The organism is Shimia sp. MIT910701, from assembly GCF_047126315.1.
Taxonomy (GTDB): domain Bacteria; phylum Pseudomonadota; class Alphaproteobacteria; order Rhodobacterales; family Rhodobacteraceae; genus Shimia.
Window position 1 is genome coordinate 3,773,524 of the sequence record NZ_CP138953.1, and the last position, 14,737, is coordinate 3,788,260.

Below are 14,737 nucleotides of genomic sequence, written 5' to 3' on the forward strand. Positions count from 1 at the left end.
ATGAAAAAACCATTGCCCGAAGTGCGCCCGAACACCTGGGAGTTCCTGCGCGACCCGATGATCGCCCCCACAGGCTTCCGTGAATATGACGCCCGCTGGCAATTCCCGGAGGCGATCAACCTGCCGGGCATGACCGCACTTGGCTTTGGCCTTGGCACCCAAATGCAACGTCGCGGCATTGAGCCGGTGATTGCCGTGGGCAACGACTACCGCGACTATTCCGTGTCCATCAAAATGGCGCTGATTGTTGGCCTGATGAAGGCTGGCATCCACGTGAAAGACATCGGCCCTGCCCTGTCCCCAATGGCCTATTTCTCGCAATTCCACCTTGATGCCCCTGCCGTGGCCATGGTGACCGCGTCTCACAACCCCAACGGCTGGACCGGCGTGAAAATGGGCTTTGAAAAGCCGCTCACCCATGGCCCCGATGAAATGGCCGAACTACGCGACATCGTGCTGAACGGCGACTTTGATGCGCATGACGGTGGCAAGCACGAGGTCATCGACGGCGTGCGCGAAGCCTACATCGACGACCTGGTTGGCGACTTCAAAATGTCCCGCCCGCTGAAAGTTGTCTGCGCCACCGGCAACGGCACCGCCGCCGCCTTTGCGCCGGAAATTTTCAAACGTATGGGCGTCGAAGTTGTCGATAGCCACAACCGGCTCGACTACACCTTCCCCAACTACAACCCGAACCCCGAAGCCATGGAAATGCTGCACGACATGTCTGACAGCGTGAAGGCCTCCGGCGCGGACCTCGCGCTTGGCTTTGATGGCGACGGCGACCGCTGCGGCGTGGTGGATGACGAGGGCGAAGAAATCTTTGCCGACAAGGTGGGCGTGATCATGGCCAAAGACCTTGGCAAGCTCTACCCCAACGCCACCTTTGTGGCCGATGTGAAGTCGACCGGCCTCTACGCGGCAGATCCAGACCTTTTGGCCACCGGCGCCAAAACCGACTATTGGAAAACCGGCCACAGCCACATGAAGCGCCGCGTGCACGAACTCGGCGCGCTGGCAGGCTTTGAGAAATCCGGCCACTACTTCCTCGCGGGTGACGTGGGCCGTGGCTACGACTGCGGCATGCGCGTGGCCGTGGAAATCTGCAAAATGCTCGACCGCAACCCGGACATGAAAATGTCGGATATGCGCAAAGCCCTGCCCAAAACCTGGTCCACCCCCACCATGTCGCCCTACGCCGCGGACACAGAGAAATACGACATCCTCGAGCGCATCGTGGCCAAGCTCACCGCCATGCACGAAGGTGGCGAAAAAATCGCCGGCCGCGCAATAAGCGAAGTGGTGACGGTCAACGGCGCCCGCGTGATCCTGGACAACGGCAGCTGGGGCCTCGTGCGCGCGTCTTCCAACACACCAAACTTGGTGGTGGTGATCGAAAGCAACGAAAGCGACGCCGAAATGCGCCAGATCTTTGCCGAAATCGACGCCGTAATCCGAACCGAGCCCGGCGTGGGCGACTACGATCAGACGATCTGAGCAAACCTAGAAAACACCAAATTCAAAGGGCGCCCGCAATCCTGCGGCGCCCTTTTTTGATGCCCCTACTCTTCCTCCGGTACATACTCCAGAATATCTCCCGGCTGACATCCCAGGTGGGCGCAGATCGCTTCCAGCGTATTGAAACGAATGCCTTTCACCTTGCCGGATTTCAGCAAACTGAGGTTGGTCTCGGTCAATCCAATAGCCTGCGCCAACTCGCGCGAGGTCATCTTGCGTTTCACCAGTTCCAGATCGAGGTTGATGCGTATGGGCATAGGGCCTCCTACAGGAACTGGCTGTTCTCGTCAGCAATTTCTTGCGCCTGAGTGAGCGACCGGCTGATGGCAAAAAACACCACCCCAAGCACCAGGAAAACCACATCAATATCGATGTCGATCAACACAAACTCCGGGCGCAACCCTGGTGCCAAATGGGCGCTCAACACCACCGGTTGCATCGACACATTTAGCGCGTTGAGCAGCCAAAACGCCAAGAACGCGTAAGCGCACAGCTGCAGGTGTTTGCCCATCTGCGCAAAGTCCTGCGGATTTTTCAAAAGCAGGATTCGATCCAGCGCCCAGAACCCGACGCCCAAACTGATCAACGCGGGCCACATCATCCCCATGCCAACCAGAATCGCCCAGAGCGGCGGCACCGGCATATCCAGAGGCAAATCAAAGGCATCGGCCAACATTTCGCCCGTGCCAAGGAAGGCGGATATCCACAACACCGCCCAACCAAAGGTGAAATAGACCACCGTGATCAACATGGCGAGACGGGCCACTAGCTTCATGATTTTGCTCCATTAGTTGTTGCTTTTCAATAATCCAATTACGTTTTCCGTGCAAGCTTTTACGTAAAACATAAAACTTTTAGCTTGAAATGAAAATCTCATCCACCTAAATGTCGCTCATCCCAAGACGGACTCATTTTGAAAAGGACCGACCCAAATGACACACAACACATTGATGCTGAGCCTGATTGCCGCCCTGTCTCTGGCTGCTTGCACCGCGCCCGTGGATCGCCCGCTGACAGTGGACGGCACTCGCAACGCCAATTTTGACAGCGATTACAATGCTTGCCACGCACAGGCAGCCTCCTTCACCAACGGCGCCGGGGCCGAAAGCGCTGCGGTTGGCGCGGTGATTGGCGCAGGCGTAGGCGCCATTGAGGCGGATGATGAATGGGAAGGTGCCGTGGTTGGCGCAATCACCGGCGGCGCCATTGGCGCGGCTGAAAACGCCTCCAAAGTGAATGACGAACGCCGCAACGTTCTGATCCGCTGCATGCAAAACCGCGGCCATGACGTGATCGGCTAAGCACACAAAAACACCCGCAGGGGTCCTCCGCCTGCGGGTGTTTTCAAATCTAATTGAAAGAAGGCCTTAGGCCGCCAGGCCGCGCCCTTTCAGGAGCGCCTCAACCCCAGGCAAACGCCCGCGGAATCGTTTATACAGCTCATCCGCCTCCACCGATCCACCTGTCGACAGGATATGTGTCTCCAACGCTTTGGCCGTCTCCGGATCAAACGCGCTCCCGGCCTCTTCAAAGGCCTCAAACGCATCGGCATCCATCACCTCTGACCACATATAGCTGTAGTAGCCAGAGCTATAGCCGTCCCCGGCAAACACATGGGCAAAATGCGGCGTTGCGTGGCGCATGGTGATCGCCGCTGGCATGCCCAGCTCCGCCAGAACCTCCGCCTGTTTCGCCATCGGATCGCTTGGCGCCGCGCCTTCGTGGAAGGCCAGATCGACCAGCGCGGAAGCCACATATTCCACCGTGGCAAAGCCCTGATCAAAGTTCGCCGCGCCCAGCACCTTCTCCAACATCGCCTGCGGCATGGCCTCCCCGGTCTCCGCATGGGTGGCATACTCCGCCAGCACCTCAGGCACCTCCAGCCAGTGCTCATACAACTGGCTGGGCAGTTCTACAAAGTCTCGCGCCACAGAGGTCCCGGAAATGCTCTCATAGGTCACATTGGACAGCATCTGATGAAGCGCATGGCCAAACTCATGGAACAGGGTCCGCGCATCGTCATAGCTGAGCAGCGCCGGATCACCCTTTGCAAAATTGCAGACATTGATCACAACCGGCCCCTGCACTTCCGGAAATTTCGCCTGCCCGCGCATCGCCGAACACCACGCACCAGAGCGTTTCCCGCCCCGCGCAAAATAGTCGCCGATGAACACCGCCACATGCTCCCCGTCGCGTGTCACTTCCCAGGCGCGGCAATCCTCATGGTACAGCGGCACCTCCAACGCTTTGAACTGCAACCCAAACAGCTTGGTCGCACAGGCAAAGCTGGCCTCAATCATCCGATCAAGCTGCAGGTAAGGCTTGAGCGCCGCCTCATCCAGATCATGCTCCGCCTTGCGCCGCTTCTCTGCATAATAGCGCCAATCCCACGGTGCCAGATCGCCGTTGATCCCATCCGCGTGCATCATCTCGGTCAGCACGGCGGCATCCGCCTCCGCCCTTGCCTTGGCAGGAGCCCAGACATCCATCAACAACCCGCGCACCGAGTCCGGAGTTTTGGCCATCTCGGTTTCCAACTTGTAGTCCGCAAAGCTGTCATACCCTAACAACTTTGCCCGCTCTTCGCGCAACGCCAGTATTTCCCCAGCAATCGCGCGGTTGTCGGTCTCGCCCCCATTGGCCCCACGCGCGGCCCAAGCCTCAAACGCTTTCTCCCGCAGGTCGCGGCGCGGCGAGAACTGCAAAAACGGCACAATGATCGAGCGCGACAGCGTCACCACCGGCCCCTCTGCACCTTTTTCTTCGCCAGCCGCCCGCGCCGCGTCCACGGCAAAGGCGGGCAACCCTTCCAGGTCTTCCTCCGCCAGCGGCATGAACCAAGCGCGTTCATCCGCCAGCAGGTTCTGCGTGAACTCGGTGCCCAACACAGCCAAGCGGCCTTTGATCTCTTTCATGCGCGCGTCCGCATCGCCTTCCAGCGCCGCCCCGCCGCGCACGAAGCCGCGATGGGTCAGCATCAACACCCGCTGCTGCTCTTCCGTTAGGTCTAACGTGTCCCGCGCGTCCCAAATGGTTTTGATCCGGCCAAACAGTGCTTTGTTGGCGGAAATCTCCGCCGAATGCGCCGCCAGCTTGGGCGAGAAGTCCCGTTGCAACTCTTCGCGCGCCGGATTGCTGTCCGCCCCGGCCACCGAGAAAAACACCGACAGCACCTTGTCGAGCCCCTCGCCCGCCACTTCCATGGCTTCAATGGTGTTGGCAAAGCTCGGCGCCTCGGCGCTTTCGGCAATCGCCTCCACCTCTGCCTTATGCGCGGTCAAAGCCTCTTCAAAGGCAGGCGCAAAATCGTCGTCAGAAATCTTGTCAAACGGAGCAAGTTTGAACGGGGTGTCCCACGTGGACAGCAGCGGATTTGTCATCAGATGAATCTCCTTTGCCCCACCCTAGGCAGCGCTCCAAGGAGGTGCAATCCACCTCACCAATCCGTGCACTGTTGCACAGGTTAGACGGTCATGTGCAGCCATCGCCACAGTCGCAAAACAGCCGTGATACCGACGCAATACCGACGGGGAAATCAGCCGTTTTTAGCGCCACACGTCGGGCAATCCGAGCGCGGTTTTAACCCAATTTTGCGGGTCTCCCCCCACAGAGCGTCATAGATCATCATCTCCCCACGCAGCGCCGCCCCGGCCCCGGTGATCACCTTCACAGCCTCCGCTGCCATCATCGTGCCGACAACCCCTGGCAGTGGCCCAACCACCCCCGCTTCAGAACAGCTTGGCGCGATACCCGGCCCGGGCGCTTCTGGGAAAATGCACTGGTAACAAGGCGTTCCACTGGCTGTGTCAAACACACTCAACTGCCCTTCCCATTGCGAAAGAGCACCGGAAATCAACGGCTTGCCTTGTGCGACACAGACCTCATTCACCAAATAGCGCGTGTCAAAATTGTCTGTGCCATCCAGCACCAGATCATATGCGCCAATGATCTCCGCCGCATCCTCCTCGGTCAATCGACGGGGGTATGGCACCACCGTCACAAACGGGTTCTGCGCCGTCATCGCTTCCGCCGCCGAGAGCACCTTCGGCGTGCCAATCGCCTCATCTTTGTGGATCACCTGGCGCTGCAAATTGGAGTTGTCGACCACATCGTAATCCACCACCCCAATACGTCCAACGCCCGCCGCCGCCAAATAGAGCAAAACAGGCGATCCAAGCCCACCAGCCCCAACCACCAACACCTTGGCATCTTTAAGCTTTTTCTGCCCCAATCCGCCAAGTTCACGCAGCACGATATGGCGCGCATAGCGGTTCAATTCGGTCTCGGAAAACAGCTCCTGCGCCGCGTTTTCCTGCGCCGCATCTTCGGCTTTCGCGTCCGCTTTTTGGCGCAGTTTTTGCAACATGCTTGAGTAAGCCAAGACCACCGCAACCGCCCCGCCAATCATCAACCACATCGCCAGACTGCCACCGGTCGCGATCACCAACTGATGCTCCGGTGGAAACACCGCCTGCACGCCAACAACAGCTAAGTATAACAGCCCGATCATGGTCCACCGCGCCGATTTTGGCGCGCCCATGGCCATACCAATGCCCCAAAGGCCTGCCGCCATGAACAGCACCAACAGCATCAGGCTACTCCGGTAGAACCAAACCCGCCGGAGCCACGGCTGGTTTTGCTAAGCTCTTGATCTAATGAAAATTCTGCTTGAAAAGCTGGTGCAACAACCATCTGTGCGATGCGCATGCCATGGCTGATCTCGAACGCTTCCTGCCCGGCATTCAGCACGATCACGCCAAGCGGCCCCCGGTAGTCGCTGTCAATGGTGCCTGGGCTGTTGGGCAAGGTGATCCCATGCTTCAGCGCCAGGCCCGAGCGCGGGCGCATCTGCACTTCATAGCCTTGCGGAATTTCAAGAGACAGTCCGGTTGGCACCAACACCCGCGCGCCAGGCTCCAAAGTCACGCCCTCCCGTTGATCTGGCGGGAAATTTGCCCGTACGTCCGCCCCTGCCGCGCCCACCGTTTCATAGGACGGCAAGGCTACGTCCCTGTCCGCATCCCCCAGCCACTTCAACTTAATTGGCACCGCCGTCATGTCTTCTTATTCCTCAAATATCCCCGCCGGAGGCCGCGCGTCAGCGCGTCACTTCACCAGCGTTTCCGCGATCTTCGCGGCCAATTTCTCCGCCACTTCACGTTTGCCCATGCGTGGCCAAGCCTCTGATCCCGCGTCCGAAATCAACGTAACCGCATTTTCACTGCCCCCCATGATCCCGGTTGCCGGGCTCACGTCATTGGCAACAATCCAGTCACATCCCTTCCGGATACGTTTCGCAGTGGCATTTTCGATCACATCGTCGGTTTCGGCGGCAAAGCCAACCACCAGCCCCGGACGCCCTTCCCCCATCTGGCTTACGGTCGCCAAGATGTCGGGGTTCTCGGCAAACTCCAAGGTTGGCAATCCGCCCTTGGTCTTTTTTATCTTGCTGTCAGAGGCACTTGCCACCCGCCAGTCGGCCACCGCGGCACAGAAGATCGCCGCATCCACCGGCAAAGCCTCCTGCACGGCGCCCAGCATTTCCGCCGCCGTCCGTACTTCAACAACCTGCGCACCCGTGGGCCGCGCCGCATCCGCAGGTCCGGTGACAAACACCACCTCCGCGCCGAGTTTTACCAGTGCATTGGCAACCGCAGTGCCCTGCGCCCCCGACGAGCGGTTCGCGATATAGCGCACCGGGTCAATCGGCTCTTGTGTCGGGCCCGAGGTCACCAAGACCCGCCGCCCCTGCAGCGGACCTTCGGACAGAGCGCGTTGAATCGCATCAACAATTTCCATGGGTTCAGACATCCGACCCGGCCCAAACTCGCCGCAGGCCATGTCGCCTTCATTTGGGCCAACGAAGCTCACCCCATCCGCCTTCAATTGCACCAAATTGCGCTGCGTTGCCGGATGATCCCACATCCGCACATTCATCGCCGGCGCGACCAGCACGGGCGTATCTGTCGCCAACAGCAGCGTTGAGGCCATGTCATTCGCCATGCCGTTGGCCATCTTCGCCATCAAATCCGCTGTGCCCGGCGCCACCACGATCAAATCCGCCGAGCGCGACAATTGGATGTGCCCCATCTCCGCTTCATCGGTCAGATCAAACAGATCGCGATAGACCTTTTCCCCCGCCAAGGACGACACGGACAAAGGCGTCACAAACTCCTCCGCTGCACGGGTCAGCACCGGCGTCACCCACGCCCCTCGCTCCCGCAACCTTCGGATCAGCTCCATGGACTTATAGGCCGCGATTCCACCGGCAATAATCAGGAGAATTCGTTTGTCTGTCAGCATTTAGCAGACCTCTTTCACGCTAAGGTGCCCAAACCTAGGCCGCATGAGCCAAAGGGGCAAGCTTGCTTATTTGAACGCCGCGCAAGGATCGTCCCGCTCGGCCGCCTCCGTCACAATCCAGAGATCATAAGGCGGTTCACTCTCCGGCTCAGCCTCAAGCTGGCCAAAGGACATGGAGGCAATCTCCTTTGGCAACAACACCGGTGCGCCCCAATCGGTGCGCGCATGGCCATTGCCGGTGATCACAGCCACCGGCCCACCTGTCGCATCCAAGGCTTCGGTCACCTCCTGCGCCAACCGCGCATCGCGCAACCGCTGCGCCATGACCATGCCGGGCAACATTTCTTCGGGCAGCGCGTCACAATGCGCTGAAAATTGCAGTGCCTCGCGCGCGTCTTGCTGAGCTTGAGGCAATGGCAGGGTCAACCCAAACTTGCCTCCTGCACCTTCCAGAAGCGCCGACATGTCCCCTCCCTCAAACGCCATCCGTGCCGCCTCACTCGGCACCTGCGCGCCATAGATCTTTGCATCACCCAGCGCGGCAAACACTGGATAATACATGGCAAAATCTGGCCAGCCACTGTCATTCCAGCCCAACGTAGCTTCCAAAGCCTGCGCATCATCTAGCAAATCCGAAGTCACTTTTGCCGCCTGCTCCGGTACCAGCATTTCAAACACCACCGCCTTGGGTGCGATTGCCAACACAGCCTGCGCTTGGTTATCGTGATGCGCCGGATTGTCGTGAACCTCTCCGAGGAACACAACATCCGCATCGCGGAAAAGATCATAGGATACCGCTTGAGCATGGCTGACGCCCGCGATCACGACAAAGGAGAGAGAGGCAAGTATCTGTTTCATGGCGTCACAAAACCCCGCCTCATCACAAGATGCAAGCCCGCCGCCTGTCGCATCCTGCTTTCACGCTTGCTCCGGCACAATGATTGGCGCAGGGTGCCGAACAACCCACTGAGGATACTTACATGTTGCCAAAACTGAGCCTGATTTTGGGAGGCGCGGCCTCGGGAAAATCGGCCTTCGCCGAAGGTTTGGTCATGGCGTCCCCGCAGCAACGCATCTACATCGCCACAGCGCAAGCCTTTGACGATGAAATGCGCCAAAAAGTGCAGAAACATCTGGAACAACGCGGCCCGAACTGGCGCACAATCGAAGCCCCGTTGGATACTGCCGAAACTCTGCGCGACCTGCCCGAAGGCACAATTGTCCTTTTGGACTGCGCCACAATGTGGCTGTCCAATCAAATGCTTGCAGAAAATGATCTCGCTACGGCACAAGCCGAATTGCTCGACGCATTGCAGGCCTGCTCCGCCCATGTGGTGGTGGTCTCAAACGAAGTTGGCCTCGACGTGGTGCCGGAAAACGCCCTCGCCCGCCGCTTCCGAGACGCGCAAGGCGCCCTCAACCAAGCCATCGCGCAACAGGCCGATCTGGCCGTGCTCGTGGTGGCCGGGTTGCCGATGGTGCTAAAAGGAGATCTGCCATGACCGAGCTGCACCTTGTGCGCCATGGCCCGACCCATGCCAAAACCATGGTAGGCTGGTCTGATCTGCCCGCCGACCTGTCTGACACAGCCCAAGTCGCCCGGCTCGCGAACCACCTCCCCTCTGACGGCATTGTGATCAGCTCCGATCTGCAACGCTGTGTCGCCACCGCAGACGCCATCCAACGCGATCGTCGCCGCTTGGCACACGATGCTGCCTTGCGCGAAATCCACTTTGGCGACTGGGAACTCAAAACCTTCGCCGAAATCGAGGCCGCTGACCCAGACCGCATCCGCGCCTATTGGGAAACCCCCGGTGACGTGCGCCCGCCAAATGGGGAAAGCTGGAACGAGGTCACTTCCCGTGTGGATGGCGCAATTGACCGCTTGATTGACGCGCATCGTGGTGCCAAACTGATCGTGGTGGTGCACTTTGGTGTGATCCTCACGCAAATCCAACGCGCCGAGCGGCTCACAGCGGACGAGGCCTTTGCCCACCGGATAGACAACCTCTCGGTCACCTCCATCAAAATTGACGACACGGGCTGGACAGCAAATCCAATCAATCACATTCCATGATGGATTCCGTCAAAATGTTTTAATTTCGTGATGAGTCGTGTCGTGCTAACCTCACCTCATGACCTACGATTTATACATCGGCGACTACGCCTATTCCTCCTGGTCGCTGCGCGGCTGGCTTCTGTTTGAAAAATTCGGCATCGCCCGGAAAACCACTTTGGTGGATTTCTCCGACAAATCTGTGGCAGAGCAACTCACCAAAATCGCGCCAGCGCGCACGGTTCCTGCGGTAAAAACACCCGAAGGCGCGATCCTCTCTGACAGTCTTGCCATTGCTGAAGAGCTCGCCACCCGCCACCCGGATGCGGGTCTTTGGCCCAGTGATCCCGGCGCACGTGCTACCGCGCGCAATCTGGCAGCCGAAATGCATTCCGGCTTTTTCACTCTGCGCAACGACTGCCCGATGAACCTGCGCCTGTCCTATGAAGACAGCAGCCCATCTGAAGACCTTATCAAGGACGTCCAACGCCTTGAAACCATTTGGGAACACGCCCGCACAAACTACGGCGCGGACGGCCCGTGGCTTTGTAGCACCTACAGCGTCGCCGATGCGTTCTACGCCCCGGTCGCGGCCCGCATTGCCGGCTACAACCTACCTGTGGGCGAGGTCGCCCAAGCCTATGTCGACACCCACCTGGCCGACCCGGCGTTCCGCCGCTGGCGCGCCATGGGATTTGCCCGTGGCGCGACCCTGCCATGGTACGCCAAAGACTACCCAACCCGCGCTTGGCCCGGCCCAAAGCCTCTCGCAGCAAAGGCCGTGGACAACGGCACGCCGGAGAACGCCAATTGCCCCTACTCCGGCAAGCCCTCCACGCATCTGATGGAGCTCAACGGACGCACCTTTGGCCTGTGCAACGCCTTCTGCCGCGACAAAACCGTAGCCGATCCGGAAGCCTGGCCTGCCTTCATGGCGCTGCAATAGGCGCATTAACCATTCGCTAACCAACCCTCGCTACAAATAGTTAACGTTTGTTAATCTGTTGTGTGGCGAGGGTTGTGCCGTGGTTGCTCGGGCTTATACCGTGGCTTTTGAAGGGGTTGAGGCGCATCAAGTGGAGGTGCAATGCGCCCTTGCGCCCGGTTTGCCTGCTTTCTCAATCGTTGGTCTGCCAGACAAAGCTGTCTCTGAGGCCCGCGACCGTATCCGCGCCGCGCTTGCCGCCATGGCCATCGCCCTGCCGTCCAAACGCATCACCATCAACCTCTCCCCGGCTGATCTGCCTAAGGAAGGCAGCCATTTTGACCTGCCCATCGCAGTCGCCCTGCTGGCCGCGCTCGGCATCATCCCCGAAGACGCCTCTGAAAGCACCGTCAGCCTTGGCGAACTGTCGCTCGACGGCTCATTGGTTGGCATCACCGGCGCGCTGCCCGCCGCCATGAGCGCCGCTGAAGAGGACCGCATGTTGCTCTGCCCCGCGGTCAGCAGCCCCGAAGCCGCTTGGGTTGCCGCCACGCAAGTGATTGGCGCGGCCTCTTTGGCGGATGTGGTCCGACACTACACAGGCCAATCGCCGCTCGCGCCATCACAACCCGGCGAAGTTCGGGGCGAAAGCAGCACCCTCGACCTGCGTGACGTGAAAGGCCAGGAACGCGCCAAACGCGCCTTGGAAATCGCCGCAGCCGGAAGACATCATCTATTTATGGTGGGTTCCCCTGGCTCAGGAAAATCCATGCTGGCCGCACGGTTGCCTACGATCCTGCCTCCGATGAGCCCTGCCGAAGCGCTTGAAACCTCGATGATCCATTCGGTGGCGGGCATATTGGAGCAAGGCGGCATTTCCCGCACCCGTCCCTTTCGCGAACCGCATCATTCTGCGTCGATGGCAGCCATCGTAGGCGGCGGACGACGCGCCCAACCCGGTGAAATCTCCCTCGCCCATAATGGCGTGCTGTTCATGGATGAGATGCCGGAGTTCTCCCGCCCCGTACTCGAAACCCTGCGCCAGCCCATTGAAACCGGTCAGGTCATGATCGCCCGCGCCAACGCACACGTCACTTACCCCTGCAAATTCATGCTGATCGCCGCCGCCAAACCTTGTCGCTGCGGTCACATGTATGACCCCGCCCAAGCCTGCGCCCGCGTGCCGGACTGTGGTCTGGAGTATCTTGGACGCTTGTCCGGCCCCCTCATGGACCGTCTGGATTTGCGCATCGAAGTGCCCCCGGTCGCCTTCCGCGACCTCGACCTGCCCAACGATGGCGACACATCGGAGAAGGTGGCTCAGCGCGTCGCCAGCGCACGTGCCATTCAAACGGAGAGGTTCACGGGCCACGACGGTATCCGCGTAAACGCCGACGCCCATGGCCAAGCTTTGGAAGAGATCGCCACGCCAGACGCCGAAGGCCGCGCGCTGCTGTCACAAGTGGCCGAACGCTTTGGCCTCACCGCGCGTGGCTATCACCGAGTCTTGCGCGTGGCCCGCACCATTGCGGACCTTGAGGATGCCGAACAAATCCGCCGCCCCCATCTGGCAGAAGCCATCAGCTTCCGCCTCACCACCAGCCAAGAGATTTAGGCCAGCTTGCCTTCAATCGCTTCCCAGATCTTCTCGGCGATATTCACCCCGTCAAACCGCTCCAGCTCTTGAATACCCGTGGGCGAGGTCACGTTGATCTCTGTCAGGTAGTCGCCGATCACATCGATCCCGACAAAAATCTGCCCCTTCTCCCGCAGCAGCGGCCCAATCGCGGCACAGATTTCCAAGTCCCGCTCGGTCAGCCCAATCTTCTCTGGACGTCCACCCACGTGCATGTTCGACCGCGTCTCCCCGGCCGCAGGCACACGGTTGATTGCGCCCACAGGCTCCCCATTCACAAGGATCACCCGCTTGTCGCCGTTGCTCACATCCGGCAGGAATTTCTGCACAATCAGCGGTTCGCGGCTAAACCCAGTAAACAGCTCATGCAGCGAGGTCAGGTTCCGATCATTGGCATCCAGTCGGAACACACCGGCGCCACCGTTGCCGTACAAAGGCTTCAAGATCACATCGCCGTGCTTGGCTTTGAATTCTTTGATGGTTTCCAGATCCCGCGCAATCGTGGTCGGCGGTGTCAGATCCGGGAAATCCAGCACCAGCAGCTTCTCCGGATAGTTCCGCACCCAGAACGGATCATTCACCACCAGCGTGTCCGGCGCCAGCCGATCCAACAAATGCGTGCTGGTGATGTAATGCATGTCAAACGGCGGGTCCTGGCGCAGCCAAACCACATCGAAGTCTTTCAGGTTCACCCGTTCAAATGGCCCAAGATCCACATGGTTGCCCTGCTCGCGCCGCAGCACCATGGAATGGCCCCGCGCAGTGATCTCACCTTCTTCGTAAGCTAGGTGATCCGGCGAGTAGTAAAACAGCTCATGCCCCCGCGCCTGCGCCTCTTCGGCGATGCGGAAAGAGCTGTCAGCATTGATGTCGACCGAGGTGATCGGATCCATTTGAAAGGCGATTTTCATGTGCGCACCCTGATAATAAGTCCACACTTACATGGCCCATGCCACCCCCGCTTGCAATGGGGCGCATGATCTTACCAAAGCGCATTCTCAAGGATGTGAACCTCACCTTGGCCGTTCACCAAAGCCACATCAAACCGCATCTCGGTCAGCAAACCTTTGGGTTGCCCACCTGCAAATTCCTCCGCCGCGCGCATCAACCGCTCAACTTGTTTAGGCAACAACCGCGCCGCCGCGCTGTCAAAGCTGCGGCTGTGTTTGACTTCGACAAACACCAGGTCATCGCCGTCCCGCAGGATCAGGTCCACTTCGCCCGCCTTGCCACGCCACCGCGCCTGTGCCAGCGTCAGGCCCAGCGACACATAATGGCGCAAAACCGCGTCCTCGGCGGCCTGCCCCGCCAAATAATTGCTGCGCCCGGTGTCTTCCCTGCGCGTGTCACTCATACCAGACCTTTGCTCAATCTCCGGCGAGCTACCCCGCCTTCTGCAACTTCAGAGCCAATTGGTACACTTTGCGCCGGTTGATGCTATAGGCTTTGGCAATCGCGTCTGACGCATCCCGCACTGACAAGGTCTCCAGCGCCTCTTTCAGCGCCCCTTCGATGTCGTCCTCGCTGGCCGCCTCTCCGCGTTGCCGGTCGATCAACACGACAATCTCGCCCTTGATCGTGCGCTCCGGCAAATCTGCTGCCAATTCGTCCAGCGATCCGCGCAGCACTTCCTCAAACTTCTTGGTCAATTCGCGCGCCACAGCCGCCTTACGCCCGCCACCCAGCACCTCGGCGGCGTCTGCCACCATAGTCGCCACCCGTTTGGGCGATTCGTAAAACACAAGCGTGCCCGGCACCTCCCGTACCGCCTCCAAGGCTGTCTGCCGTGCCTTTTTGGCGTTTGGCAGAAACCCTGCAAAGAAAAACGAATCCGTCGGCAGGCCAGCGAGCGACAGGGCCGTGATGATCGCGCTTGGCCCCGGTGCACTGGTCACCAGATGGCCAGCTTCCGCCGCAGTAACTGACAGGTGATAGCCCGGATCGGCAATCAATGGCGTACCGGCTTCTGACGCGTAAGCCACCGTTTTCCCGGCCTCAAGATACCCCAAAAGCTTGCCACGCGCCCCTTCACCAGAGTGATCGTGATAGGCCAACACAGGCCGCCCATTGAGCGGCACCCCATGTATTTCAAGGAGTTTCTTCATCGACCGCGTGTCTTCCGCCGCAATCACATCGGCGCTGGCCAAAATGTCCAAAGCCCGCAAAGTGATGTCGCGCGCACTGCCTATAGGTGTGGCGACAAAGTACAAACCGGGCTGCAATTTCACGGTCTGGTGATTCATAGCTGGACCCGCCTTTTCACTCGTTTATTATTCGGCAGCAACGCGGCCGGACCTCA

General features: G+C 59.6%; 16 protein-coding genes. 6 read left to right on the top strand and 10 right to left on the bottom strand.

What is annotated here, in order from left to right; translation table 11 throughout:
* The gene (locus SIB38_RS18335; protein WP_412550780.1) at positions 1-1,497 is read left to right on the top strand and encodes a phosphomannomutase/phosphoglucomutase; all 1,497 of its coding nucleotides are present in this window, start codon (positions 1-3) and stop codon (positions 1,495-1,497) included.
* A 65-nt stretch (positions 1,498-1,562) separates the two neighbouring features.
* Here SIB38_RS18335 and SIB38_RS18340 read toward each other — a convergent pair whose 3' ends face one another.
* Positions 1,563-1,775 carry a helix-turn-helix domain-containing protein gene (locus SIB38_RS18340; protein ID WP_058241470.1) on the bottom strand — a complete coding sequence of 71 codons (213 nt, stop codon included), beginning with the start codon at positions 1,773-1,775 and terminating at the stop codon, positions 1,563-1,565.
* 8 nt (positions 1,776-1,783) lie between these two features.
* Positions 1,784-2,293, bottom strand: coding sequence for a hypothetical protein (locus tag SIB38_RS18345; protein ID WP_294116361.1), 510 nt, complete (start codon positions 2,291-2,293; stop codon positions 1,784-1,786).
* Between the two features lie 157 nt (positions 2,294-2,450).
* Here SIB38_RS18345 and SIB38_RS18350 point away from each other — a divergent pair, with 157 nt between their 5' ends.
* A complete protein-coding gene (locus SIB38_RS18350) occupies positions 2,451-2,819 on the top strand; it encodes a glycine zipper family protein (protein ID WP_294116362.1) in 369 nt (122 codons plus the stop codon).
* 66 nt (positions 2,820-2,885) lie between these two features.
* Here the strand turns inward: SIB38_RS18350 and SIB38_RS18355 are convergent, their stop codons facing one another.
* The 5 genes from SIB38_RS18355 to SIB38_RS18375 all read right to left on the bottom strand — a co-directional run bounded on the left by SIB38_RS18355 (position 2,886) and on the right by SIB38_RS18375 (position 8,679).
* On the bottom strand, positions 2,886-4,898 hold the full coding sequence (locus tag SIB38_RS18355; protein ID WP_294116363.1) for a M3 family metallopeptidase: 2,013 nt from the start codon (positions 4,896-4,898) through the stop codon (positions 2,886-2,888).
* Positions 4,899-5,053: 155 nt separating this feature from the next.
* On the bottom strand, positions 5,054-6,109 hold the full coding sequence (locus SIB38_RS18360; protein ID WP_412550781.1) for a HesA/MoeB/ThiF family protein: 1,056 nt from the start codon (positions 6,107-6,109) through the stop codon (positions 5,054-5,056).
* Positions 6,109-6,576, bottom strand: coding sequence for a dUTP diphosphatase (gene dut, locus SIB38_RS18365; RefSeq protein WP_294116365.1), 468 nt, complete (start codon positions 6,574-6,576; stop codon positions 6,109-6,111). The genes SIB38_RS18360 and dut overlap by 1 nt, the downstream gene beginning before the upstream one ends.
* A 48-nt stretch (positions 6,577-6,624) precedes the next feature.
* On the bottom strand, positions 6,625-7,821 hold the full coding sequence (coaBC, locus tag SIB38_RS18370) for a bifunctional phosphopantothenoylcysteine decarboxylase/phosphopantothenate--cysteine ligase CoaBC (protein WP_412550782.1): 1,197 nt from the start codon (positions 7,819-7,821) through the stop codon (positions 6,625-6,627).
* Between the two features lie 66 nt (positions 7,822-7,887).
* Positions 7,888-8,679 (bottom strand): ChaN family lipoprotein, encoded by a 792-nt coding sequence (locus tag SIB38_RS18375; RefSeq protein ID WP_294116367.1) that lies wholly within the window; start codon positions 8,677-8,679, stop codon positions 7,888-7,890.
* 122 nt (positions 8,680-8,801) lie between these two features.
* On the opposite strand from SIB38_RS18375, the gene cobU reads away from it, so the two are divergent.
* The 4 genes from cobU (at position 8,802) to SIB38_RS18395 (ending at position 12,417) form a co-directional block, all read left to right on the top strand.
* Positions 8,802-9,323: a bifunctional adenosylcobinamide kinase/adenosylcobinamide-phosphate guanylyltransferase gene (cobU, locus tag SIB38_RS18380; protein WP_294116368.1), complete on the top strand. Its 522-nt coding sequence runs from the start codon at positions 8,802-8,804 to the stop codon at positions 9,321-9,323.
* Positions 9,320-9,898, top strand: a complete 579-nt coding sequence (locus tag SIB38_RS18385; RefSeq protein WP_294116369.1) for a histidine phosphatase family protein — start codon at positions 9,320-9,322, stop codon at positions 9,896-9,898. The genes cobU and SIB38_RS18385 overlap by 4 nt, the downstream gene beginning before the upstream one ends.
* A 58-nt stretch (positions 9,899-9,956) precedes the next feature.
* Positions 9,957-10,823, top strand: a complete 867-nt coding sequence (locus SIB38_RS18390) for a glutathione S-transferase (protein ID WP_294116370.1) — start codon at positions 9,957-9,959, stop codon at positions 10,821-10,823.
* Between the two features lie 79 nt (positions 10,824-10,902).
* Positions 10,903-12,417: a YifB family Mg chelatase-like AAA ATPase gene (locus SIB38_RS18395; RefSeq protein ID WP_294116371.1), complete on the top strand. Its 1,515-nt coding sequence runs from the start codon at positions 10,903-10,905 to the stop codon at positions 12,415-12,417.
* Here the strand turns inward: SIB38_RS18395 and gshB are convergent.
* From gshB to rsmI, 3 genes are all read right to left on the bottom strand, one after another.
* Positions 12,414-13,349 (bottom strand): glutathione synthase, encoded by a 936-nt coding sequence (gene gshB, locus SIB38_RS18400; RefSeq protein WP_294116372.1) that lies wholly within the window; start codon positions 13,347-13,349, stop codon positions 12,414-12,416. The genes SIB38_RS18395 and gshB overlap by 4 nt on opposite strands.
* A gap of 71 nt (positions 13,350-13,420) precedes the next feature.
* On the bottom strand, positions 13,421-13,792 hold the full coding sequence (locus tag SIB38_RS18405; RefSeq protein ID WP_294116373.1) for a YraN family protein: 372 nt from the start codon (positions 13,790-13,792) through the stop codon (positions 13,421-13,423).
* A 28-nt stretch (positions 13,793-13,820) separates the two neighbouring features.
* Positions 13,821-14,681 carry a 16S rRNA (cytidine(1402)-2'-O)-methyltransferase gene (gene rsmI / locus SIB38_RS18410; RefSeq protein ID WP_294116374.1) on the bottom strand — a complete coding sequence of 287 codons (861 nt, stop codon included), beginning with the start codon at positions 14,679-14,681 and terminating at the stop codon, positions 13,821-13,823.
* Positions 14,682-14,737: the final 56 nt, after the last annotated feature.